A 22,428-nucleotide genomic window follows, 5' to 3' on the forward strand; every position below is an offset into this window, starting at 1 on the left:
TGTACATAATTTATTTTTTAAATGTAATTTAAGTTATTAAATTTATTGAAGAAAAAAATTGCATATTCTGGCTTGTCCTAAAACTCCAAATAAAATAAGCTCTTAATGTCTAAAAACTGGTTCAAAATTGGCAATTAAAACACATGAAATCTAACCTGATTACCCGTGGTGGACACGACAAATTGGTGGCAGAACTTAAAAATCTCTGGCATGAGGAACGTCCTGAAATTACCAAAAAAGTGAACTGGGCAGCCAGTCTCGGCGACCGTTCGGAAAACGCAGATTACCAGTATAACAAACAGCTTTTACGTAAAATTGATCGTCGGGTTCGTTATCTGGGCAAGCGTCTGGAAGAGCTGCGAATTGTTGATTTTTCTCCTGAACAGGAAGGCAAAGTTTATTTTGGTGCCTGGGTCGAAATTGAAAATGAACAGGGTAAGCAGAAGAGTCTTCGGATTGTGGGTGTCGATGAAATTTATGATCATCATCCGCAGCATATTTCGATTGATTCCCCAATGGCGCGTGCCCTGTTAGGCAAGTCAGTGGATGATGAGGCTGAGGTGATGACACCATCCGGCAAGAAACTCTGGTTTATCAATTCAATTCGCTATGAAAAGCCAGAAAATTCAGAAGATTAATGAAATTGATTTTATTTTGCGCAGTTGATGCAGAGAAATTGGAAAAATATTTGCCAAGCGCAATTTTTATTTATATGATGGCGGCCATGGAAGCGTGGCAGAGCGGTTTAATGCACCGGTCTTGAAAACCGACGAGGGCTTATACCCCTCCGTGAGTTCGAATCTCACCGCTTCCGCCAGATACGAAAAACCCGATCATTGATCGGGGTTTTTATTTTTAACTCATTAAAATGATTTTAAATTTCCATTGTTCAAAATGATGTAAATATAGGGATTAAATTTCATCCTTAAAATAAAAATATCAGCCCCTAAATCTTATGTATAAAATTTTATCTACTCTAAAATTTTCGTCTGATTTTTGACTGAATGAACTGATTTTTACAGAAGTTTTGCGAAAATTTATTGCCAAGAAACAGAAATATTTATATGATGGCGGCCATGGAAGCGTGGCAGAGCGGTTTAATGCACCGGTCTTGAAAACCGACGAGGGCTTATACCCCTCCGTGAGTTCGAATCTCACCGCTTCCGCCAGATACGAAAAACCCCGATCATTGATCGGGGTTTTTTATGGTCTATTCATTGGGGTTTATAGCTCAGACTCAGATGGAAGGCTGCCTTGAATTTCCTGTTGTATCCATGCAACAAATTTTTCAATCAGCGGTGAGCTTTCTTGGCTGGAATGGACCAGATAATAGCCTCGTTTCCTTTCTAAGGTCTTGCTGGATACCAGCACCAATTCCTGCCGCTTTAATTCTTTTTCAATTAGCATTTGTGGAATCAAGGCCATTCCCATGCCATGGCTAGCCACTACAGCGAGCATAGAAAACAGTTCATGTCGTTGCCCCTGCAAAGGATTCGGATGCTGGATCTGATGTAACTTGAACCAGTCTTCCCAGATATTCGGCCGGGTGGTTTGCTGTAATAAAGGAAGTTGAACCAATTGTTCAGCACTTAAGTCATAGCTGTAATCATTAATCTTCTGTGCATTGGGAAAATACTGTTGAATCAGGTCAGGTGCACAGACAGCAACTACATCTTCATGCATTAGAAAATGGCTATGTGTACCCGGCCATTGTTCGACCTGTTGAGGTGTTCCTGCATAAATAGCAGCATCGAAAATCTGTTCCTGAAACAGAAAAGGGCGGGTGCTGGTTTCCAGATGTATCGTAATTTCAGGATACAGCCGATTAAAGCTCTGGAGTTTAGGTAATAGCCAGCGAGTCGCAAACGTAGGCACTACGCCCAGTTTTAAAGTACCGCCGCGCCCTTGATGCGTAATGACGTCTAGGGTTGACTGTTCCAGTCCTTTGAGATGCGGAGTGATACTTTTTAAATATTGCTGTCCAGCATGATTGAGTTCTACACCATGCCGCGTACGGGTAAATAAAGCCGTGCCTAAATACTCCTCCAGTTGCTGGATCTGGCGTGAAACTGCACTTTGGGTTAAAAACAGTTCCTGTGCAGCATAGGTATAACTGGCATGACGTGCAGCAGTTTCGAAACAGATCAGCGCTTGCAGGGAAGGTATTTTTCTACGCACTTGTTCATCCTTGAACTTAAAATGGTCAGATATCAATAAATGGTATATCAATCTAATACTACTATACGACTTTGGTATAAAAAATAGGCAAATTAGCTATGAAAAAAATTTCTAGAAATAGCGACTTATATAAGGTATGCATAAAGTGCATAGCTGCATGCAAATTTATTGTTTGAACAAGTCATGATTCATGCCTAGAGTCAATCTGAAGGATAAAACAACATCATCTAATAGATAGATGAAGGATTGGCAGGGAATACTATGAATCAAATGGTCGATACGAAAAAAACCAGCAAAGTCTATTTTAACTGGCAGGATCCGTTCTTACTGGAGCAGCAGCTGACTGAAGAAGAACGCATGATCATGGAATCTGCGCGTGCATATTGTCAGGGACAGTTACAGCCGCGTGTACTAGAACAGTTCCGCCATGAAAAAACTGATCCAACCATTTTCCGTGAAATGGGTGAACTCGGTCTGTTGGGTCCAACCATTCCAGAACAATACGGCGGTGCAGGTTTAAACTATGTCAGCTATGGTCTGATTGCTCGTGAAGTAGAACGTGTAGATTCGGGTTACCGTTCTATGGCCAGCGTGCAAAGTTCTCTGGTGATGGTGCCCATCAATGAATTTGGTTCTGAAGAACAGAAACAGAAATATTTGCCAAAACTGGCGACCGGTGAATATATCGGTTGTTTCGGTCTGACTGAACCAGATCATGGTTCTGATCCGGGCAGCATGATTACTCGTGCCAAAAAAGTCGATGGTGGTTACCGTCTGACTGGCGCAAAAATGTGGATTACCAACAGTCCGATTGCAGATGTCTTTGTGGTTTGGGCAAAAGAAGTATCTCCTGAAGGCAATATTGGTGACATTCGCGGCTTTATCTTAGAAAAGGGTTGGGAAGGGCTTTCTGCACCAGCGATTCACGGTAAGGTTGGCCTGCGTGCTTCGATTACCGGTGAAATCGTGATGGACAATGTTTTTGTTCCAGAAGAAAACGCATTCCCGGAAATTCGTGGTCTAAAAGGTCCATTTACCTGTCTGAACAGTGCCCGTTATGGTATTGCCTGGGGTGCGATGGGTGCAGCTGAATTCTGTTGGCATACAGCGCATCAATACACCATGGACCGTAAACAGTTTGGCCGTCCATTGGCTGCGAATCAGCTGATCCAGAAAAAACTGTCAGACATGCAAACTGAAATTGCATTAGGTCTGCAAGTGGCTTTACGTTTCGGACGCATGAAAGATGAAGGAATTGCTTCAGTTGAAGGTACTTCACTGATCAAGCGTAATAACTGTGGTAAAGCACTGGATATTGCCCGCTTAGCGCGTGACATGATGGGTGGTAACGGGATCTCTGATGAATTTGGTGTAGCTCGTCATCTGGTGAATCTGGAAGTGGTCAACACTTATGAAGGGACCCATGATGTACACGCCTTGATTCTAGGTCGTGCGCAAACAGGTATTGCTGCATTCTCCAATTAAAAAAGGAAACTTTTTCGTGCAGGGTATGGCTTTCAATCGCCTAACCCTGCGTCATTTTCTTACTCCAATTACACTCCTTTGCCGAAGTGATGTTTGACTTCGGCATTTTTTATATCTCTATGTTTATAAGAATTCATCTAAAGCTTGAGTGAAAATAGTCACATCCCGGTTGACGCGGTATGATAGACAGATTCAGTCATTGGAACAGATTATGAAAATTGTCGCAGATGAAAATCTGGCATTTACCGATTATTTCTTTGCAGAATTTGGCGATATTCAGCATCGTGCAGGAAGAACTCTCACTTCGGAAGATGTAAAAGATGCCGAGGCTTTATTGGTCCGTTCCGTGACCAAAGTCAATGCAGCATTCGTACAGGACAGTCAGATTAAATTCGTCGGCAGTGCCACCATTGGTACAGATCATCTGGACATTGCTGCACTAGAACAACAGAACATCCGCTGGAGCAATGCACCCGGTTGTAATGCGCAGGCGGTAGCTGAATATGTGATTACGGCTCTATTATATTTACAACCCCAATTGATCAATGCAAATAAAGATTTCACCTTGGGTATTGTCGGTCTAGGAAATGTCGGTTCGCGTTTAGCAACAATGGCCAAATTGCTAGGCTGGAATGTGATTGCCTATGATCCCTTTGTACAGCGCGATCAGGTCCATCAGGTTGAATTTGAAGAACTGCTAAAGAACGCAGATGCTATTTCCATTCATGTACCTTTAACCAAAACAGGTCAGCATCCGACTTATCATTTGATTAATGCTGCTGCACTTAGACAAATGAAGCCTGAAGCCATTTTAATTAATTCGGCGCGTGGGCCAATTGTTGAAGAAGCGGCGCTAATTGCTGATATTCAGGCAACTCAACGTCAGGTTGTACTGGATGTCTTTGAGCATGAACCGGAAATTTCTGAACAGCTACTGAATCTGATTACTTTGGTGACACCGCATATTGCAGGTTATAGTCTGGAAGGTAAGGCACGCGGTACTCAAATGATTTACGAGGCATTTTGCCAGACTTTCGGCTTTGAAATTAAAAAGCAGTTTGAAAGTCAGCTGCCTGTTTGTGAACAGTTTTTCCAGAACCAGGATTTAAAACTGGCGCTGCAACAGCATTTATCCCAGATCTATGATATTGCCCGTGATGATGCCAATCTGCGTGCATGTTTAAAAAATGGCAAAGTCGATCAGAAAGCATTTGATCATTTACGCAAGACTTATCCTTTACGCCGTGAATGGGCCGCTCATGGAGGGCCAAAGGCATGAGTCAAACTGTATCTTATCAACCGACCTGCGACTTAAAAGCCATTAAAGCGCGTGCCAACATGTATGCCCAGCTCCGTCAGTTTTTTGCTGAACGTGAAGTACTGGAAGTAGAAACACCGATTTTATCTCAGGCTGGTGTGACCGATGTGCATCTGGCTTCGATTCAGGCCCAGCGTCATGTCATGGGTAAATTGAGCACACATTATTTACAGACGTCACCTGAATTTGCCATGAAACGTTTATTGGCCAGCGGTAGTGGGCCAATTTACCAGATCTGTAAAGTGTTTCGGGATGATGAACACGGCCGCAAGCACAACAGTGAATTCAGTATGCTGGAATGGTATCGACCTGGCTTTAGTCTGAAAGATCTGATGTTTGAAGTGACGGATCTGTTAAATGTGACACTTAAGGCACGTTTTGGGGAAATCCGTCCCACTGTGCTCAGCTATAAACATGCCTTTATGGATCGCCTGGATCTCAATCCTTTACAGGCCACTTTGCAGCAACTCAAAGATTGCTGTCGCCGGGTAGGTCTCAATCTGGACTTGGGTGATGACCGTTTAGGGTATATCGACCTGTTATTTTCGCATATGGTCGAGCCAAGCCTGGGGTTCGATACGGCTGTATTTCTGACAGATTTTCCACCGGAACTGGCATCATTGGCTAAAACCAGAATCGATGAAGATGGAGAGCTGGTTGCGGCACGTTTCGAGCTGTATATCGAAGGGCTGGAACTGGCTAATGCTTATGATGAGCTGATTGATGCTGAAGTTTTACGTTCCCGCTTTGAAGCAGATAATGCAGAACGGGCAGTGCTTGGCTTGCATGTCATGCCGATTGATGAGTATTTGCTGGCGGCATTGCCACAAATGCCGGAATGTTCGGGTATTGCCCTGGGTCTTGATCGCTTGTTGATGATTGCAACCAATCAGATGAAATTGGAAAAAGTGATTACTTTCCCTGCTGAAATTTCATAAATTAAATCCACTATTGATCAGCTGGTTATGACTGGCTGATCATTCCAGATGCTTATGAAATCCAATACTGTAACTGTCAAATCCCAGTCCTTGATAAAAGGCAGGCGCAGGGTAGCGTTCTTCGCGATTTCCGCTGTTGAGCTGAATCATCTTAAAGCCTTGTTCTTTTGCAATCTGTTCAATAGCAGACATGAGTTGCTTGCCAATACCTTTTCCACGATGGGCTTGATCAATTACAAAAGCCTGAATTCTTAAATATCCACCGTCAAATTCCCAGGTATATTCCTGAATAAAACCGGCATAGCCGATCACATGTGAATCCTGTTCTAGACCAGTGTCTGATAATGACTGTCTTGATGCAGATGCTCCCAACGCTTTTTGATATTTTCCAGCGTAGAGGGATAGCCAAGCTGAATCGTGAGTTGATGAACGTCATGCAGGTCTTTTTCAAGATCCAATGGACGGATGAGATAAGTCATTAGACATGTTCTTAGCTAAAAATAATATCAATCATAATCAATATTTACTTTGCTTAAGTGTTGAAAGTACACGGTAGCTTCAAAGAATTATTGCTATTTATATAGAAAATCGAGATGAGTGAGATTTGAGATATTAAAAAGGCCCCCGAAGGAGCCTGATATTTAGAGTATGGCACTATGCTGTTCTTTCAGTTCTGCCAAAGCCGCAATCCGTCGTTCAATCAGCATCTCACCAATATCCGGACCTTGAATCTCTGGAGGCAAATCTTGTGCTTTGATGCTACGTACAACCTGCATGGCATCCAGCACATATTGAGCCTGAGGATAAGCACGATTTTCCAGACCCAAGCGACCGCGAGAGTCACATTCACAGGCCTGTACAAAAGCTTCAACACGTTCAGGACGACGCAATACATCCAGACGCTGTAATAAACGCCATAAAGTGCCAGGTTTTAAGTTGAAAGCCTGATGACATTTTAAATGTTCTTTACAGACCGCCAATGCCAGCTGTTTGGTATGAGTCGGAACTCTTAAACGTTCACACAGCTCATTCACCGGTTTGATCCCACGTTCTTCATGCATGATATGGCGTGGCAATTCTTCCACAGGGGTTAATGCTTTACCCAGGTCATGAACCAGAACCGCAAAACGCACCTCTAAGCTATAATTTTGACGGCAGGCTTGCTGTAAAGACATCATGGTATGAATACCACAGTCAATTTCCGGATGATATTCAGGACGTTGTGGAATGCCATATAAGGCATCCAGTTCCGGGAACAGTACTTTTAAAGCACCACAACTACGTAATACTTCAAAATACACATCTGCATCTTGTTCCATCAGTGCGCGGGTAGTTTCTTTCCAGACCCGCTCAGGTGTCAATGCATTAAGCTCGCCCGATTCAGCCAGCTGTTTCATTAGCACCAACGTTTCTTCTGCAATACTAAAACCCTGATGTTGATAACGCGCAGCAAAGCGGGCAATCCTTAAAACACGTAAAGGATCTTCGACAAAAGCTTCTGATACATGACGCAGTATACGATCAGCCAGATCTTTTTGACCGCCATAAGGATCATAAATCTTGCCTGAATCATCCATGGCCATGGCATTGATGGTCAAGTCACGGCGGATCAGATCCTCTTCCAAGGTAACATTGATATCGGTATAAAATTCGAAACCATGATAACCATAGCCAGACTTGCGTTCGGTACGCGCCAGAGCATATTCGTCTTTAGTTTCAGGATGAAGAAAAACAGGGAAGTCCTTGCCAACAGGTTGAAAACCTTCAGCAAGCAATTGTTCCGGCGTCGCGCCGACAACCACATAATCTTTTTCGTGATAGGGGTGTCCAAGTAAATGATCCCGAACTGCACCGCCTACTAAATAAACTTGCATGAAAAAACCTCTATTCTTACAAGCATCATGCTACAGAATAGAGGTTTTCTCAAGTCAAGAAGTTACGCTGATGCGTACATTCCTTAGAGCGCGTTTTTTTCTGCTTCCTGAATTTCAGCGACAGTTAACGCAGTCATATTCACTACGCGACGAGTCGTTGCAGTCGGTGTCAGGATATGAACAGGTTTCGCAGCACCAAGCAGGATAGGACCAATGGTCACGTTGTTACCTGAAGTTGCTTTTAACAGGTTAAACGAAATATTGGCTGCATCCAGATTTGGCATGATCAGCAGGTTTGCAGAACCTTTAAAACGAGAATTAGGGAATGCAAACTGACGGATATTTTCGTCCAGTGCTGCATCACCATGCATTTCACCTTCAACTTCAAGCTCAGGTGCAGTTTCAGAAAGGATTTCATATACACGGCGCATTTTTTGTGCGCTGGCATCGTGCTGGTCTGAACCGAAGCTAGAGTGAGAAAGTAGGGCAACACGTGGAGTAATACCGAAACGACGTACTTCTTCAGCAGCCAGAATCGTCATCTCAGCAAGCTGTTCAGCCGTTGGATTACGGTTGATGTAGGTATCCGCGATAAACAGGTTGCGCTCTTCAAGCATTAATGCGTTTAAGGTGAAGAAGGTATTATGGCCATCCTGTTTGCCGATGACATTGCTGACAAAGTCTAGATGGATGTCATAGCTTGAGTAAGTACCACATAACATACCGTCCGCCATGCCATGACGAACCAGCATCGCAGCGATCAGGGTAGAACGGCGACGCGCTTCACGGTGTGCATATTCAGGCGTTACACCTTTGCGTTGCATCAGGTTGTAATAGTCGTCTGCAAATTTTTCGTAATCTGGGTTCTTTTCCTGATCCACGATAGTGATATTCACACCATCTTCAAGACGTAAGCCTAATTTCTTGATATTGGCTTCGATGACTGCTGGACGACCCACCAGAATCGGTTTTGCCAAGCCTTCATCCACTGCAATTTGCGCAGCACGCAGTACACGCAGGTCTTCACCTTCTGCATAAGCGATACGTTTAGGATCTGTTTTAGCTTGTGCAAAGATTGGTTTCATCATGAAGGCTGAGTTGTAAACAAACTCAGACAGACGTTGACGATATGCCGAGAAATCCTGAATCGGACGAGTCGCCACGCCAGAATCCATTGCAGCTTGTGCAACTGCAGGCGCAATTTCCAGAATTAGGCGTTGATCCAGTGGACCAGGAATCAGGTAATCACGGCCGAAAGAAGCTGATTTTTCTCCATAAGATGCAGCATCTGCTTCTATGTGTGCCATACGTGCAATCGCGTGTACGCAGGCAATTTTCATCTCTTCATTAATGGTGGTGGCACCAACGTCTAATGCACCACGGAAGATATAAGGGAAGCACAGTGCATTGTTCACTTGGTTCGGATAGTCAGAACGGCCAGTCGCCATAATGACGTCATCACGAACTTCGTGTGCATGTTCAGGCAGAATTTCTGGATCCGGGTTCGCCAAGGCAAAGATAATTGGATCTTTGGCCATCAGTTTCACCATTTCTTTGGTGAGAATACCGGCTGCAGAAAGACCCAAGAACATATCTGCACCTGCAATCACGTCACCGATCTGAGAGGCATCAATGTCTTGTACATATGCTTTTTTAGATTCGTCCAGACCTTCACGTTTAGTTGTTAATAGACCACGTGAGTCAGCAACGATGATATTTTCTTTTTTCGCGCCAAGGGCACAAAGCAAGTTCAAGCAAGACAGGGCAGCAGCGCCGGCACCTGAAGCAATGATCTTGATTTCATCAATTTTTTTGCCATTTAATTGCAATGCATTCAGAAGAGCAGAACCTACAATGATTGAAGTACCATGCTGGTCATCGTGGAACACAGGAATTTTCATGCGTTCACGAAGTTTCTGTTCAATATAGAAACATTCTGGAGCCTTAATGTCTTCCAGGTTGATCCCGCCAAAAGTGGGTTCTAGAGAAGCGACAATATCAACAATCTTGTCTGGATCATTTTCAGCAATTTCGATATCGAATACATCAACACCCGCAAATTTTTTGAACAGTACGCCTTTACCTTCCATGACCGGTTTAGACGCCAATGGGCCAATATTACCCAAACCAAGAACTGCTGTACCGTTACTGACCACTGCAACCAGGTTACCGCGTGCGGTATATAGGGCAGCTGTTGAAGGATCACGTTCAATCTCAAGACATGGTGCGGCAACGCCAGGCGAGTAAGCAAGGGCTAAGTCACGTTGGTTGACCAATTGTTTGCTTGGTGTAACGCTGATTTTTCCTGGAGTAGGGAATTCGTGATAGTAAAGAGCCTGCTGCTTTAAAGATTGTTCGTCCATCTGTATCTCTATCGTTGTAAAGATTACCCAGAAAGCGGGTAAAAAATTGCATTTATGGCTCTGAATATAACATTTGTTAAGCACTTAGCCCAGTCAAAGTCGACCATTTTTGCGACAATATTATTCGAGGTAGATATAGACTTAGACTTGATATATATAAGTTTCAGCGACGCGATTCTGTTCTAAATACGCAGTTGCTTCCAGTTCAGGCAATGGCTTGGAGAAGAAGTAGCCTTGGGCAATATCACAATCTAAATCACGTAGATATTGCAGCTGTTCTTCAGTTTCAATACCTTCAGCGACGACAGTCATGCCCATGGCTTTGCCCATCGCGACCATGGCGCTGACAATTGCTTCCTGTTTATGTTCGCCAATTTTAGAGACAAAACTGCGGTCAATTTTGAGAATGTCAATAGGAAAATCGGCAAGATAGGACAAAGAAGAATAACCGGTTCCGAAGTCATCCAGCGAGATATTAATCTGGCGCTGCTTGATCTGGTTCAGCAGATTTTTGACAGATTCAGAGTTTTCAATCAGTGAAGATTCAGTAATTTCCAGTTCCAGACTGGTGCCAGAAATCTGGTTTTCGCTAATGGCCTGATCCAGATCATCGAGTAACTGACCACGACGCAGTTGCTGCGCCACGATATTCACAGAGACACAGATATTATGAAAGCCAAGATCATTCCATTCACGAATCTGTTTGGCAGTTTGCTGAATCACCAGACGGCCGATCTCGGAAATCAGGCTGGTCTGTTCGGCTAAAGGAATAAACAAGCTAGGTGGGATGATGCCTTTTTCTGGATGTTTCCAGCGCACTAAAGCTTCAAAGCCATAAATATGTTGGTCATTGAAATTAATTTTCGGTTGATAATAAACTATCAGTTCGCCATTCTGGATGGCTTTACGCAGATCGCGTTCAATGAAAATTCCTTGCTCTAGCAAAGCTGTATTTTCATTGGAGTAGAAATGGATAGTATTCCCGCCGAGATTTTTGGCTTCACTCAGCGCCTGTTCAGCACAGTTATTCAAATAATCTAGCTGACGACCATGATCCGGATAGAAGGCTACACCCATCGACAGGGTAATCACATAATCTTGGCCGAAAATATGGAAAGGAGCCTGGAAAGCTTCAGCAATACGTTGACAATGTTCTTGTACAGAAGGGCGAATATGCGAGATTTCATACAAAATCGCAAAGTCATCGCCATTTAGATGAGCAACAAATAGAGCTTCAGCATTGGTCAGACGTAAGCGTTGTGCCACCTGACGCAACAGCTCATCACCGCCATTATTAGACAGATATTCATTCAATGGACGGAAACGATCGATATTGAGTCGGATCACCGCCATTTTCTTGATGGAATCTTTTTGCGTCATCAGATATTGATGCAGCTGGTAGTTATAGTAAAAACGGTTCGGTAAATCAGTCAGTGTGTCGTAATTTTCCAGATAAGACAGGCGCTGTTCCTGTAATTTACGTTCAGTCAGATCAGAGACAATGCCGATATAGTGAGTGATACGGCCTTCATCATCGGTAATTGCATTGATATGTAACCAGAGTGGCATCTCTTTGCCAGACAGGAATTTCTCACTCAGTTCGCCATCAAAAGAACCGATTTTCACAACTTGTTTGATGATATTGGAATGAATGCTGCGCTGCTGTGACTTATGACTCGCAGTAATATCAAATAGATATTTACCCAAGATGTCATTACGTTCAAAACCGGACAAATTTTCGAAATAAGGGTTCACTTCGATATAACGTAATTCATCATTTAGGATGAAGATCCCTTCAGCTGCTTGCTCAATTACACTGGCTGCCAGTTTCAGGCGTTCTTGAGAACTACGTTCCTGTTGAATATCACGCAAAATTCCCACCATGCGTAAAGGACGGTGAGTTTCGGGATCGCGACTGATCACCCGACCTACATCATGTACCCAACTCCAGACTCCCGGCGCTTGCTGAATCCGGTAAGTTACTTCATAGCGCTCAGTTTTCCCACGCAGATGCTGTTTCATATTGCTTTTGAATGCAGCCAGATCATCGGGATGAATCATATGTTGTAACTGCAAATGATGCTCACTGGATTTCCGTTGTACCTTCTCATCTTTATGATTGGTCAGCAAAATACTGCGGTCTTTGATATTCCAGTCCCATGGACGGATACCGGCGATTTCATGAGTCAGTTCAAGGTTTTGCTGCTGGTTTTTCAGATCAATATTAATCTGTTCAATATCATAAGTACGTTCACGAACTTTCTGCTCTAGTAGTTGATTGCTGAGTTGTAGCTCCAGTTCGATATCTTTTGATTTATTGACTTCCGTTTGTAGCTGTTTGCACAGTTCATCCGTCCAGGCGACCTGTTGTTCGGCATTATTCACCAGCAATTCATTTTCTGCATAAAGGCGGGAAGTACGGGTATGAATACGATAGGTACTATTAGCACAGAGCAGGATCACAATGACTGCAAAATTTAAGGCTAGACCAAAGACTGGATTGGCACCTGAGATATGAAAAAATTGAAAGAGTAAAAAGGGTACCAATGAAGGCAAAAATACCAGTGAAAAATAACTGAGCTTCTGGGTTAGATAAGTCAGACCAAAAGCTTGGGTCACGATTAACAGCAAAGCTGATAGAGTCAGTGCTTCTATTTCATCAAAATTGGTATTGGCCTGCGGCAAGTAATAATAAATCAGGGAAATACCGGAAGCGATACAGCAACCTACCGCAAGGCTCTGAATTTGTAACCAGTAATGCGCATTTTTCAGTTGATATTGTTCAGGTTTAAAATACAGGGTATTGATGAGCCAGCACATGCTGACGGTAATTTCAGTCAGGATAAACCAGAGATTAAAATAACTATTCGATAAGCTATATTGAATGTGATAAACACAGAAAATATAGAGGCAAATAATCATGATACTTAACAGAAAATATCGGCTATGTCGAAGCGTGTTCGCAATCTGAGCACGATGCAAGTGCTCTTTGATATAAGCCTCTTGATTATCAATCATATAATTAAGTGCCTTGTATTCGTCCTGAACGGTTTTTATCCTAGATTTTAATTTTTATTCAAGCCTGAATGATTCTTAAATCAATCAATATGTGTTTCATTATTATTGACTCAAGAGTAGAGTGCTTATAAATAAAAATCAATAAAATTAATAACTAAATTTTACAATTTTGACCGCTTAAATAGTGTAATTCAAAATTGAGAGAGCAACGACAGGAGCAGTTTCGGTACGCAGGACACGTTCACCAATACACCAATTGACAAAGCCTTGCGCATTCGCCGCTAGGATTTCTGCTTCACTCAAGCCGCCTTCAGGGCCAATCAGCAAGGCAATATCCGGCGTGGCATTCACCAGAACATCAATTTCTTCTTTATTTGGCGCTAGCACCAGTTTGGTAGTAGGAAGATCAGTTTCCAGCCATTTTTCAAGTGACATTGGCGCTAAAATTTTAGGAACAATATTCATTCCACACTGTTCACAAGCGGCAATGGCTACACCTTGCCAATGATCCAGTTTCTTCTGATCACGATCATATTTCAGGCGCATCTCACAGCGTTCAGAGGTTAAAAGCTGAATTTCAGATACACCCAGTTCGACCGCTTTCTGGATCGCATAATCCATGCGGTCACCTTTACTCATGACTTGGCCAAGCAAGGCTTTAAATTTTGGTGTGCGATCAGTAGGGTTATAACTATTGACCTGTACAGCAGCCGACTTTTTGGAAACTTCAACCAGTTCAACTTCATATTCGCCACCTTGTCCATTGAACAGGGTGGCTTTTTCGCCGACTTGAGCACGTAAAACTTTAACCCAATGATGAAACACTGTTTCAGTCAGTTCTACAGTGGTATCTACTGCTAAATCAGCTTCAATAAAAAAACGTGGCATTAAAGTTTTACTCTCAAATCAGGTATTTTACTTATGCAAGACCGAGGTCTTTAACAAGTTGACGGGTTGGATCAGTGGTATTCATGGTGTAGAAATGCAGGCTTGGTGCACCGCCAGCAATCAGGCGTTCGCAGAATTTCACCACAACTTCATGACCAAAGGCTTTGATACTTGCAGTGTCATCACCATAAGTTGCTAGTTGCTTGCGAATCCAGCGTGGAATTTCAGCACCTGTACCATCTGCGAAGCGAATCAGGTTGCTGGCATTGGTAATTGGCATGATACCTGGCGCTACTGGAATATCAATGCCAGCTTTCTGGATACGTTCTACAAAGTAGAAATAAGCATCCGGATTAAAGAAGAATTGCGTTAATGCAGCATTGGCACCTGCATTTACCTTATCCACAAAGTGCTGAATATCTTTATCAAAGCTGTCTGCTTGTGGATGCATTTCAGGATAAGCGGCAACTTCAATATGGAAGTGGTCACCTGAATGTTCACGGATAAAGCGAACCAGATCCTGTGCATAAGGCAATTCACCCAGGCCCACCTGACCAGATGGCAAGTCACCACGCAGCGCGACAATACGGTTAATTCCTTGTGCCTTATACAAATCAAGCAGTTCAGCAATACGTGCTTTATCATCGCCGATACAAGACAGGTGAGGGGCAACGGGTGTACCTTTACCATTAAAGTCATTGATCGTAGATAAAGTACGTTCGCGTGTTGAACCACCCGCGCCATACGTCACAGAAAAGAATTCTGGGTTCAGCAGTTGTAGTTCTTGATGTACGGTTTTGAGCTTTTCCGCACCCGCATCGGTTTTGGTCGGGAAAAACTCAAAAGAAATTGGAATCTGTTTAGACATGTTCAAATCCTTTTTATAAATACTTTTTACTTATCACCCTCTCCCTGACCTCTCCCAAAGGGAGAGGAGAATTCATTACTGAATTATGCAGGGTTTAAGCCCATATTTTTTTCACTTGAAGTCATTAAAACTTCATTGAAAATAATTTGGATGGTCACCCTCTCCCTAAGGGAGAGGGATGGGGTGAGGGATATTAATATTTATAAGCATCAGACTTGAATGGACCTTCAACAGGTACACCTAGGTAATCTGCCTGTTCTGGAGTCAATTGAGTCAGAACACCACCGAAACCGGCAACCATTGCAGCAGCAACTTCTTCGTCTAATTTCTTAGGAAGCAGTTCTACACGAATCGCTGCTTGTTTTTGATCTTCAGGAAGATCCGCAAATTTCTCAGCGAACAGGTGCATTTGACCCAATACTTGGTTCGCGAATGAACCGTCCATCACACGTGATGGGTGACCAGTTGCATTACCCAGGTTTACCAGACGACCTTCAGAAAGCAGGATCAGGTAATCATTTTCATTTTCTGAACGATATACTTGGTGTACTTGAGGTTTCACTTCAACCCATTTATAACCACGTAAGTAGTTAGTATCGATTTCAGTGTCGAAGTGACCAATGTTACAAACCACTGCGCCAGCTTTCAGTGTATCTAGCATCGCAGCGTCACATACGTGGTAGTTACCAGTTGTAGTCACGATCAGGTCGGTATTTTGAAGAAGATCAACGTTCACATCTTCTTTTTTGCCAGTTTGAACGCCGTTTTTGTATGGAGAAACCACTTCATAACCGTCCATGCATGCTTGCATCGCACAGATTGGATCGATTTCAGATACACGTACGATCATGCCTTCTTGACGAAGAGACTGAGCAGAACCTTTACCTACGTCACCATAGCCGATCACTAATGCACGACGGCCAGAAAGCAGCATGTCAGTTGCACGTTTGATCGCATCATTTAGAGAGTGACGGCAACCATATTTGTTGTCGTTTTTAGACTTGGTTACTGAATCGTTGACGTTGATCGCAGGAACTTTCAGAGAGCCGTCTTTCCACATTTCCAGAAGACGTGCTACACCTGTAGTTGTTTCTTCAGTAATCCCGTGAATTTTTGCAATCAGTTCAGGATATTTTTCGTGAACAACAGCTGTCAAATCACCGCCATCATCCAGAATCATATTGGCATCCCAAGGTTTGCCATTGACATTAATCTGTTGTTCAAGACACCACATGTATTCTTCTTCTGTTTCGCCTTTCCATGCAAATACAGGAATACCGCGTGCAGCGATTGCAGCAGCAGCATGGTCTTGAGTAGAGAAGATGTTACAAGAAGTCCAGCGAACTTCAGCGCCTAATTCAACCAGAGTTTCAATTAAAACCGCAGTTTGAATAGTCATGTGGATACAGCCAAGAATTTTGGCACCAGCAAGCGGTTTAGCAGCTGAGTAGCGTTTACGCAAACCCATTAGGGCTGGCATTTCAGCTTCTGCAAGTTTGATTTCTTTACGGCCGTAGTCAGCTAGGGAAATATCGGCAACTTTATAATCTGTAAATGAAGCATTAACCGCGTTCATCACGATCTCCTTATAAAAAACAATAATTGATCATTCAGTTCGCGGATGCCGTTGTTGGTCCGTCTAGAAAAAGTTGGACCGATCGTCGAGCCTGGCGCTTTTACATTTCGTACCTGTAAAACGTCGCAGCATCCCTCGACTAGCGAGGTATTGTACTTGGAAATTAATTTGGTTCCAATCCGAAATTGTTTATTATCTGACTAATAAGAAAATTTTGAAAATATTTTGAGAAATATCCTGATATTTGAAAACTGAAATAAAGTTTTATTCTCGTAAAAAAGCCCATCATCTGACGGGCTTGTTATTTATTCTATGTCCTGCTCAATTTCATCTGCTTTCTTAGTCCAGTAATCTGCCTGTATGTCATCAGCGGCCACACCAAGACCATTGGCATAAATAAAGGCAAGATCACGCATGGCTTGAACTTCACCCCATTCAGCTGCTTGCTTTACAAGAGCGATAGATTTTTCAACATCTTTTTCGACCACATCACCACGACGGTAAAAACCAGCCAGTTCTAAAGTCGCTGCAGAGTGTTTTTCGAAATTGGCTTTGCTCAACCAGTAATAGGCTAACTCAAAGTGAGCTTTGGAATCTTCTGGGTCTTCCTCAGCGATTTCTTTGGCATAAACCGTATAACCCTCACCGAGCCAGTACATGGCTTCAACCCAGCCACCATTGGCTGCTTTCAATGCCCACTCTTCGGCCAGCATGATGTCTTCGTCATGCTCGCTTTGCATATAGAGCTCGGCAAGCTCAAATTGGGCTTCGGCATTGCCTGCCAATGCGCGGTTTGCCAGCGTGGCAGGGGGAGAAACACGCTCAGTCATGTCAGTATCTCAAATATCTTTGTATCTAGATTAAAAGGTTCAAAATAAAAAAGCCAATCCGAAAACTGGCTTTTGTATAAAAGTCGACTGATAGAGCTTAAAACACGCAAACTAAGCTATTTGTTTAGAGGAATAACAATAAAACGAATAGAAAGAGAACAAGAATAAATTTAAATATTTTTCCATGATTCAGAAAGCAAAACAGCGGCCCGAAAGCCGCTGTTGATATACGATTAATGAGATAAGAATTTAGTCTTGCTGGATTCCTGCAACCACCCAATCTTGTTGAGAACCGGCAGGTTTGACAAAGTGCCAGATTTCAGCAAACGGTTGAGGTTGGCTATTCAAGTCTTCACTTACAGTACCAGTGAAGCGTACGCTTACTACGTATTGACCATTCTCATTCGATGAATCCACAACCATTGCATTCAGGTTAGAGAACTCAGCTACGTCCTGATCCTGATTTGCCATAATATCGTTATACATCGACTGGTAAAGATCAGGAGTCAGGTAACGTTTAATTTCTGAAATATTGCTCGCCGTATTCATTGACTGAATGTGGTTAAAGCGCTGACGTGCAACACGTAAGAAAGTCGCAGGTTCTGTACCATCTGGAAGCTGGTTGCCGCTATTGGTATAGGCTGCACCAAATGGCGCATTATTTACCGGAGCTGAACCAAACGGAGCATTTGTGCTTGGCGTGCTACCACCCACGTTCTGACCAAAAATATTGGTATTGTCACCACCGCGAGGAGGTGTCTGACCAAATGGTGCTGAATGACCAGCACCACTATTTGGAGCGTATGGATTAGAAGCTACTTTTTTTTTTGCGCCCATCTTACGGAAAATGAAGAAGGCAACAGCGGCAGCAAGCAAGATCCAGATCCAGCCAGGAATACCACCTTTTTCCTCTTGTTGCTGTTGAGCTGCTTGAGCTTCAGAAGCCGCTTGTACTTCTTTGTCATCAGCCAGCGCATTGGCAGCAACCGCACCCACGGCAGCACCTGCTACACCGGCAGCAACCATACTACCTACACCTGGGCCAGATCTTTGCTGAGTTGCAGCACCAGCGGCTGGAGCCTGTTGTGCTGGCGCAGCTTGACGAGGTTGTTGATAAGATTGAGTAGGCGCAGCAGAACGTTGCATACCATGGCTTTTACCGCCACCGGCACGTTTTGCTTCAGCAGTTAAAGGAGCAACCAGTAATGCTGCTGTTAAAAGACCTGCAATCAAACCACGCTGTCGAACTTCCATTCAATTTTCCTATGTGAAAAAAACTTATTTGAATACTCTATTTATATAGGCTTTATAGGGGATTTCAATCAAAAATGTGTATTTTTTTAAGCTTTTTGCAAGATTTATCGATTAAAACTAACTGAGTTCATCACTTAGGCTCATGGCTTCACTCAGGGCTTCATGCAATCGGGCTACAGCAATGACCTGTACGCCGGGAATCGGTTTTTGCGGTGCATTGGCACGCGGTAAAATAATATATTTAAAACCATGTTTGACTGCCTCTTTCAGACGTTCCTGACCATTCGGCACTGGACGAATTTCACCAGAAAGACCAACTTCACCAAAAACAGCCAGTTGCTGAGGCAATGCTTTGGTCCGGATACTAGATGCACACGCTAAAAGTACAGCCAGGTCAGAACCGGTTTCGGTAATCTTTAAACCACCGACGATATTGACATAGACATCCTGTCCGGATGTTTGTACGCCACCATGACGGTGCATCACGGCCAGCAGCATATTCAGACGATTCTGCTCTAACCCCAAGGCTACACGGCGTGGCTGGCCATGAGCGTCATCGACCAAAGCCTGAACTTCAACCAGGAGTGGGCGAGTTCCTTCACGGCTAATCATGACGATGGAACCTGGAATCGCTTCATCATAACGACTGAGGAAAATGGCAGATGGATTGGCGACTTCACGCAGACCTTTATCGGTCATGCCAAAGACGCCAAGTTCATTGACTGCACCGAAACGGTTTTTGACTGCGCGGATCATACGGTAACGAGAATCCGACTGGCCTTCAAAATACAGCACACAGTCCACCATATGTTCCAATACACGTGGACCTGCTAAGGCACCTTCTTTAGTCACATGACCGACAATAAACAGGGCAGTTCCGCTATTCTTGGCGAAACGGGTCAGTAGGGCGGCAGACTCACGGATCTGTGATACACCACCTGGCGCAGACTGCAAGGTTTCGGTATATAAAGTCTGAATCGAATCCAGAATCGCAACAGCAGGACGTTCCTGTGCAAGCACCTCGCAAATGCGTTCCACACAGGTTTCTGCCATGACTTTCAACTGGTCTGTGGGTAAGTCCAGACGCTGGGCACGCAATGCCACCTGAGACAGGGATTCTTCACCTGTCACATACAGGGCAGAGCTGTTGCCGGCTGCCATATGGGTTGCAGTTTGCAATAAGATAGTTGACTTACCAATCCCCGGATCACCACCAATTAGCACCACGGAACCTGTGACCAGACCACCACCTAAGACTCGGTCAAATTCGCCAATCCCGGTTTGCAGACGGGTTTCATGTGAAACAGACACTTTATTTAAGGTAGTAATCGCAGCTGCCTGACCGGCATAACCTCCAATTTTTGGCTGAGCACGATGTGTCGTTGCTGGCGCAATACTGACTTCTACCAGACTGTTCCATTCCCCACATTCAGAACACTGACCCGCCCATTTAGGATGGTCTGCTCCACATTGTTCACAACGATACACACTTTTTGCTTTAGCCATAATTTCCGAAAATAAATATTGGGAATGGGGGCTACAGCATAGCGGTGAATGAGACTGAAAACCAAGACCTTTGGCTGAAAAAGTCACTGATTTACGTCAGCATATGACGCTTATGAATTCACCATCCTACATGAAAGTGAAATACCTCCTATAATGAGAAAATTCATCACGGGTACAGGAAACCTGACATGCCACAACTTTTAAAACATATCGATGCAATCGCACGTGAAAAAGACCGTGATGTATTATTTGTACATTTTGAAAATTACGAACATGAAAATGCAGATGCTGAGTCCTATCATTTGCGTCAGAACCTGATGGAATGGCTGGAGCAACGCCAAATTAACTTTGCACCATGCATGGGGATAGAACAGCCTGGTGTGATTGAAAGTTATTCAGGTGATCTTTATATCGATGTACCATTTGATGAAGCCCATCCAATTTACCAAATGGTTAGTGAACATCTTGAAGATGCCGAAGGGGAAATGAAGATTCCGGGAGTGCTGTTCTTTGTATTATCTCTAGAAACTGCGCTGGAAATTGAAGCCGATCGTGAAGAATTCTTAAATCTAAATCAAGCCCATGATGATGACGATGAATTTTCTGGCCGTGTGAACTGATATTTTTAGCAAACTTAAATAATAAAAAAGCCACTAAGAAAGTGGCTTTTTTATTAAGGGTTTTAAATTTTATTAATACAATTCACCTGATTTACGGCGAGCAATAAAATCTTTGGATTCTTTCACGATCACTCCAGACAGTAGTAACAGGCCGATCAAGTTTGGAATCGCCATCAAACCGTTGAAGGTATCTGCAAACAGCCAGACCAGATCTAGTGTCGCTACACAGCCAATAAATACTGACAGGATATAGATGATGCGATAAGGGAATACAAATTTCTCACCGAGCAGATAGGTGGCACATTTTTCGCCGTAGTAGCTCCAGCCTAAAATGGTGGAATAGGCGAAGAAGATAATGCCGAAGGTCACAATCCAGCCACCAACACCTGGCAGCAGTTTGTTAAATGTAGAAACGGTCAGAACAGCACCGGTTTGTCCACCAAAATCACTGCCGGCCATGATGAAGCCCATCACCAAGACAATACCGGTAATCGAACAGACAATAATCGTGTCAATAAAAGTTCCGGTCATGGAAACCAGACCTTGACGGGCAGGATGATCGGTTTTTGCAGCAGCAGCGGCAATCGGTGCCGAACCCATACCAGCTTCATTTGAGAATACACCACGCGCGACACCATAACGAATCGCCGCACCAATCGCACCACCTACGGCAGCTTCACCAGTAAAGGCATAGGTGAAAATCATTTTCAGTGCAGGGCCCACTAAATCGAGATGGGTGAAAATAATGATCAGACCGCCCGCCACATAACCAATCGCCATAATTGGAACGATGAAGGAAGCAGCTCTAGAAATCCACTTAATCCCGCCTAGAATTACCAGTGCAGAAAACGCAGTGATCACGATACCGGTGATCCAGGTTTCCAGACCGAAACCATTTTCTACTGCAAGTGCAACAGTGTTGGACTGAACTGAACTACCAATTCCGAAAGATGCGACAGCACCAAAGAACGCAAAGATCAGCGCCAGCCATTTCCATTTCAGGCCACGCTCAATGTAATACATTGGACCGCCAGACATTTCACCGCGTTCATTTTTAACCCGGTATTTGACGGCCAGTACACCTTCGCCATATTTGGTTGCCATTCCGAACAGGGCAGTCATCCACATCCAGAATACGGCCCCAGGACCACCCAGCACACAGGCAGTTGCCACACCGGCAATATTACCGGTACCGATTGTAGCTGACAGTGCGGTCATGAGTGAGCCAAACTGGGAAATATCGCCTTCATGCGAAGGGTGTTTGCCAAAAACCTGTTTAAAGGCCAGTGGCAACATGCGGAACTGCCAGAACAGCAGGCGGAAGGTCAGGAATATACCGGTACCGACAATGAGGACCAGCATATATGGGCCCCAGACCCAGCCACTGACGGTTTCCATGATGCTTTGTAAATTTTGCATAAATTTCTTCTTATTTATCCGTGTCAGCTTTATTTGAGATGTTGATTGAAAAGCAATTGCTATGCCATGCGCGCTCATCCTAAACGCGAATATTGGCGGATTTGTATTCTATTTTTTACATAGTTTCAGCGCTTTGACAAGAAAAATCCTGTATTCATTGCGCCTTAAAACTAAGACTAAAGATAAATGAATATTGATATAAGAAAAATAAATTAACTTGCAAGATTAGTTGGAAAATACAAATGATGCGAATTTTCTTTTTGTATTCCATGTTTTTTACGTTAATTTGTCGC

The 22,428-nt window shown here is 43.6% G+C and carries 18 protein-coding genes and 2 tRNA genes; 7 read left to right on the top strand and 13 right to left on the bottom strand.

What is annotated here, in order from left to right; all coding sequences use genetic code 11:
- The first annotated feature begins 143 nt into the window (after positions 1-143).
- From greB to FTV12_RS01830, 3 genes are all read left to right on the top strand, one after another.
- Positions 144-638, top strand: a complete 495-nt coding sequence (gene greB, locus FTV12_RS01820; protein WP_180033444.1) for a transcription elongation factor GreB — start codon at positions 144-146, stop codon at positions 636-638.
- A gap of 88 nt (positions 639-726) precedes the next feature.
- Positions 727-817 (top strand) — tRNA-Ser (locus FTV12_RS01825).
- A gap of 261 nt (positions 818-1,078) precedes the next feature.
- A tRNA-Ser gene (locus FTV12_RS01830) sits at positions 1,079-1,169 on the top strand.
- A 55-nt stretch (positions 1,170-1,224) separates the two neighbouring features.
- Here FTV12_RS01830 and FTV12_RS01835 read toward each other — a convergent pair.
- Positions 1,225-2,178 (bottom strand): LysR substrate-binding domain-containing protein, encoded by a 954-nt coding sequence (locus tag FTV12_RS01835; protein ID WP_166137786.1) that lies wholly within the window; start codon positions 2,176-2,178, stop codon positions 1,225-1,227.
- Positions 2,179-2,439: 261 nt separating this feature from the next.
- Between FTV12_RS01835 and FTV12_RS01840 the strand changes: the two genes are divergently transcribed.
- The 3 genes from FTV12_RS01840 to epmA all read left to right on the top strand — a co-directional run bounded on the left by FTV12_RS01840 (position 2,440) and on the right by epmA (position 5,919).
- Complete coding sequence (locus FTV12_RS01840) at positions 2,440-3,663, top strand: acyl-CoA dehydrogenase (RefSeq protein WP_180017009.1); 1,224 nt, start codon at positions 2,440-2,442, stop codon at positions 3,661-3,663.
- A 211-nt stretch (positions 3,664-3,874) separates the two neighbouring features.
- Positions 3,875-4,942 (top strand): 4-phosphoerythronate dehydrogenase, encoded by a 1,068-nt coding sequence (locus FTV12_RS01845; RefSeq protein WP_180017007.1) that lies wholly within the window; start codon positions 3,875-3,877, stop codon positions 4,940-4,942.
- A complete protein-coding gene (gene epmA, locus FTV12_RS01850; protein ID WP_180017005.1) occupies positions 4,939-5,919 on the top strand; it encodes an EF-P lysine aminoacylase EpmA in 981 nt (326 codons plus the stop codon). Before FTV12_RS01845 ends, epmA begins: the two co-directional genes overlap by 4 nt.
- A gap of 39 nt (positions 5,920-5,958) precedes the next feature.
- On the opposite strand, the gene FTV12_RS01855 is transcribed toward epmA, so the two are convergent.
- From FTV12_RS01855 to radA, 11 genes are all read right to left on the bottom strand, one after another.
- Positions 5,959-6,231, bottom strand: a complete 273-nt coding sequence (locus FTV12_RS01855) for an N-acetyltransferase (protein ID WP_257229509.1) — start codon at positions 6,229-6,231, stop codon at positions 5,959-5,961.
- 14 nt (positions 6,232-6,245) lie between these two features.
- On the bottom strand, positions 6,246-6,398 hold the full coding sequence (locus FTV12_RS16475; RefSeq protein WP_227607386.1) for a hypothetical protein: 153 nt from the start codon (positions 6,396-6,398) through the stop codon (positions 6,246-6,248).
- A gap of 162 nt (positions 6,399-6,560) precedes the next feature.
- The gene (locus FTV12_RS01860; RefSeq protein WP_180017003.1) at positions 6,561-7,793 is read right to left on the bottom strand and encodes a multifunctional CCA addition/repair protein; all 1,233 of its coding nucleotides are present in this window, start codon (positions 7,791-7,793) and stop codon (positions 6,561-6,563) included.
- Positions 7,794-7,876: 83 nt separating this feature from the next.
- Positions 7,877-10,156 (bottom strand): NADP-dependent malic enzyme, encoded by a 2,280-nt coding sequence (locus FTV12_RS01865; protein WP_180010630.1) that lies wholly within the window; start codon positions 10,154-10,156, stop codon positions 7,877-7,879.
- Between the two features lie 141 nt (positions 10,157-10,297).
- Entirely contained in the window at positions 10,298-13,174 is a 2,877-nt protein-coding gene (locus FTV12_RS01870) for a bifunctional diguanylate cyclase/phosphodiesterase (protein ID WP_180017002.1), read from the bottom strand.
- A gap of 177 nt (positions 13,175-13,351) precedes the next feature.
- The gene (locus FTV12_RS01875) at positions 13,352-14,062 is read right to left on the bottom strand and encodes a 16S rRNA (uracil(1498)-N(3))-methyltransferase (protein WP_180010634.1); all 711 of its coding nucleotides are present in this window, start codon (positions 14,060-14,062) and stop codon (positions 13,352-13,354) included.
- Between the two features lie 31 nt (positions 14,063-14,093).
- Positions 14,094-14,930, bottom strand: a complete 837-nt coding sequence (gene metF, locus FTV12_RS01880; RefSeq protein ID WP_005236747.1) for a methylenetetrahydrofolate reductase [NAD(P)H] — start codon at positions 14,928-14,930, stop codon at positions 14,094-14,096.
- 193 nt (positions 14,931-15,123) lie between these two features.
- Positions 15,124-16,506: an adenosylhomocysteinase gene (gene ahcY / locus FTV12_RS01885; protein ID WP_005236746.1), complete on the bottom strand. Its 1,383-nt coding sequence runs from the start codon at positions 16,504-16,506 to the stop codon at positions 15,124-15,126.
- Positions 16,507-16,811: 305 nt separating this feature from the next.
- Positions 16,812-17,336 (bottom strand): tetratricopeptide repeat protein, encoded by a 525-nt coding sequence (locus tag FTV12_RS01890; protein WP_166137754.1) that lies wholly within the window; start codon positions 17,334-17,336, stop codon positions 16,812-16,814.
- A 249-nt stretch (positions 17,337-17,585) separates the two neighbouring features.
- The gene (locus FTV12_RS01895; protein WP_166137751.1) at positions 17,586-18,590 is read right to left on the bottom strand and encodes a Tim44 domain-containing protein; all 1,005 of its coding nucleotides are present in this window, start codon (positions 18,588-18,590) and stop codon (positions 17,586-17,588) included.
- A gap of 117 nt (positions 18,591-18,707) precedes the next feature.
- Positions 18,708-20,096, bottom strand: coding sequence for a DNA repair protein RadA (gene radA / locus FTV12_RS01900; RefSeq protein WP_166137748.1), 1,389 nt, complete (start codon positions 20,094-20,096; stop codon positions 18,708-18,710).
- 188 nt (positions 20,097-20,284) lie between these two features.
- Between radA and FTV12_RS01905 the strand changes: the two genes are divergently transcribed.
- Complete coding sequence (locus tag FTV12_RS01905) at positions 20,285-20,716, top strand: hypothetical protein (RefSeq protein ID WP_180017000.1); 432 nt, start codon at positions 20,285-20,287, stop codon at positions 20,714-20,716.
- Between the two features lie 72 nt (positions 20,717-20,788).
- Here the strand turns inward: FTV12_RS01905 and FTV12_RS01910 are convergent, their stop codons facing one another.
- On the bottom strand, positions 20,789-22,135 hold the full coding sequence (locus FTV12_RS01910) for a sodium:alanine symporter family protein (RefSeq protein ID WP_180016998.1): 1,347 nt from the start codon (positions 22,133-22,135) through the stop codon (positions 20,789-20,791).
- Positions 22,136-22,428 lie beyond the last annotated feature (293 nt).

Origin of the sequence: Acinetobacter sp. YH12233, from assembly GCF_013417725.1 — a bacterium.
Classification (GTDB): domain Bacteria; phylum Pseudomonadota; class Gammaproteobacteria; order Pseudomonadales; family Moraxellaceae; genus Acinetobacter.

What these genes read in the sequence shown, in the direction of transcription:
- FTV12_RS01840 (WP_180017009.1), top strand. Translation starts at nt 2,440, where the DNA reads ATGAATCAAATGGTCGATACGAAAAAAACCAGCAAAGTCTATTTTAAC.
- FTV12_RS01895 (WP_166137751.1), bottom strand. Translation starts at nt 18,590, where the DNA reads ATGGAAGTTCGACAGCGTGGTTTGATTGCAGGTCTTTTAACAGCAGCA.
- FTV12_RS01865 (WP_180010630.1), bottom strand. Translation starts at nt 10,156, where the DNA reads ATGGACGAACAATCTTTAAAGCAGCAGGCTCTTTACTATCACGAATTC.
- metF (WP_005236747.1), bottom strand. Translation starts at nt 14,930, where the DNA reads ATGTCTAAACAGATTCCAATTTCTTTTGAGTTTTTCCCGACCAAAACC.
- radA (WP_166137748.1), bottom strand. Translation starts at nt 20,096, where the DNA reads ATGGCTAAAGCAAAAAGTGTGTATCGTTGTGAACAATGTGGAGCAGAC.
- FTV12_RS01890 (WP_166137754.1), bottom strand. Translation starts at nt 17,336, where the DNA reads ATGACTGAGCGTGTTTCTCCCCCTGCCACGCTGGCAAACCGCGCATTG.
- FTV12_RS01845 (WP_180017007.1), top strand. Translation starts at nt 3,875, where the DNA reads ATGAAAATTGTCGCAGATGAAAATCTGGCATTTACCGATTATTTCTTT.
- greB (WP_180033444.1), top strand. Translation starts at nt 144, where the DNA reads ATGAAATCTAACCTGATTACCCGTGGTGGACACGACAAATTGGTGGCA.
- FTV12_RS01905 (WP_180017000.1), top strand. Translation starts at nt 20,285, where the DNA reads ATGCCACAACTTTTAAAACATATCGATGCAATCGCACGTGAAAAAGAC.
- FTV12_RS01860 (WP_180017003.1), bottom strand. Translation starts at nt 7,793, where the DNA reads ATGCAAGTTTATTTAGTAGGCGGTGCAGTTCGGGATCATTTACTTGGA.
- FTV12_RS16475 (WP_227607386.1), bottom strand. Translation starts at nt 6,398, where the DNA reads ATGACTTATCTCATCCGTCCATTGGATCTTGAAAAAGACCTGCATGAC.
- FTV12_RS01870 (WP_180017002.1), bottom strand. Translation starts at nt 13,174, where the DNA reads ATGATTGATAATCAAGAGGCTTATATCAAAGAGCACTTGCATCGTGCT.
- FTV12_RS01875 (WP_180010634.1), bottom strand. Translation starts at nt 14,062, where the DNA reads ATGCCACGTTTTTTTATTGAAGCTGATTTAGCAGTAGATACCACTGTA.
- FTV12_RS01910 (WP_180016998.1), bottom strand. Translation starts at nt 22,135, where the DNA reads ATGCAAAATTTACAAAGCATCATGGAAACCGTCAGTGGCTGGGTCTGG.
- epmA (WP_180017005.1), top strand. Translation starts at nt 4,939, where the DNA reads ATGAGTCAAACTGTATCTTATCAACCGACCTGCGACTTAAAAGCCATT.
- ahcY (WP_005236746.1), bottom strand. Translation starts at nt 16,506, where the DNA reads ATGAACGCGGTTAATGCTTCATTTACAGATTATAAAGTTGCCGATATT.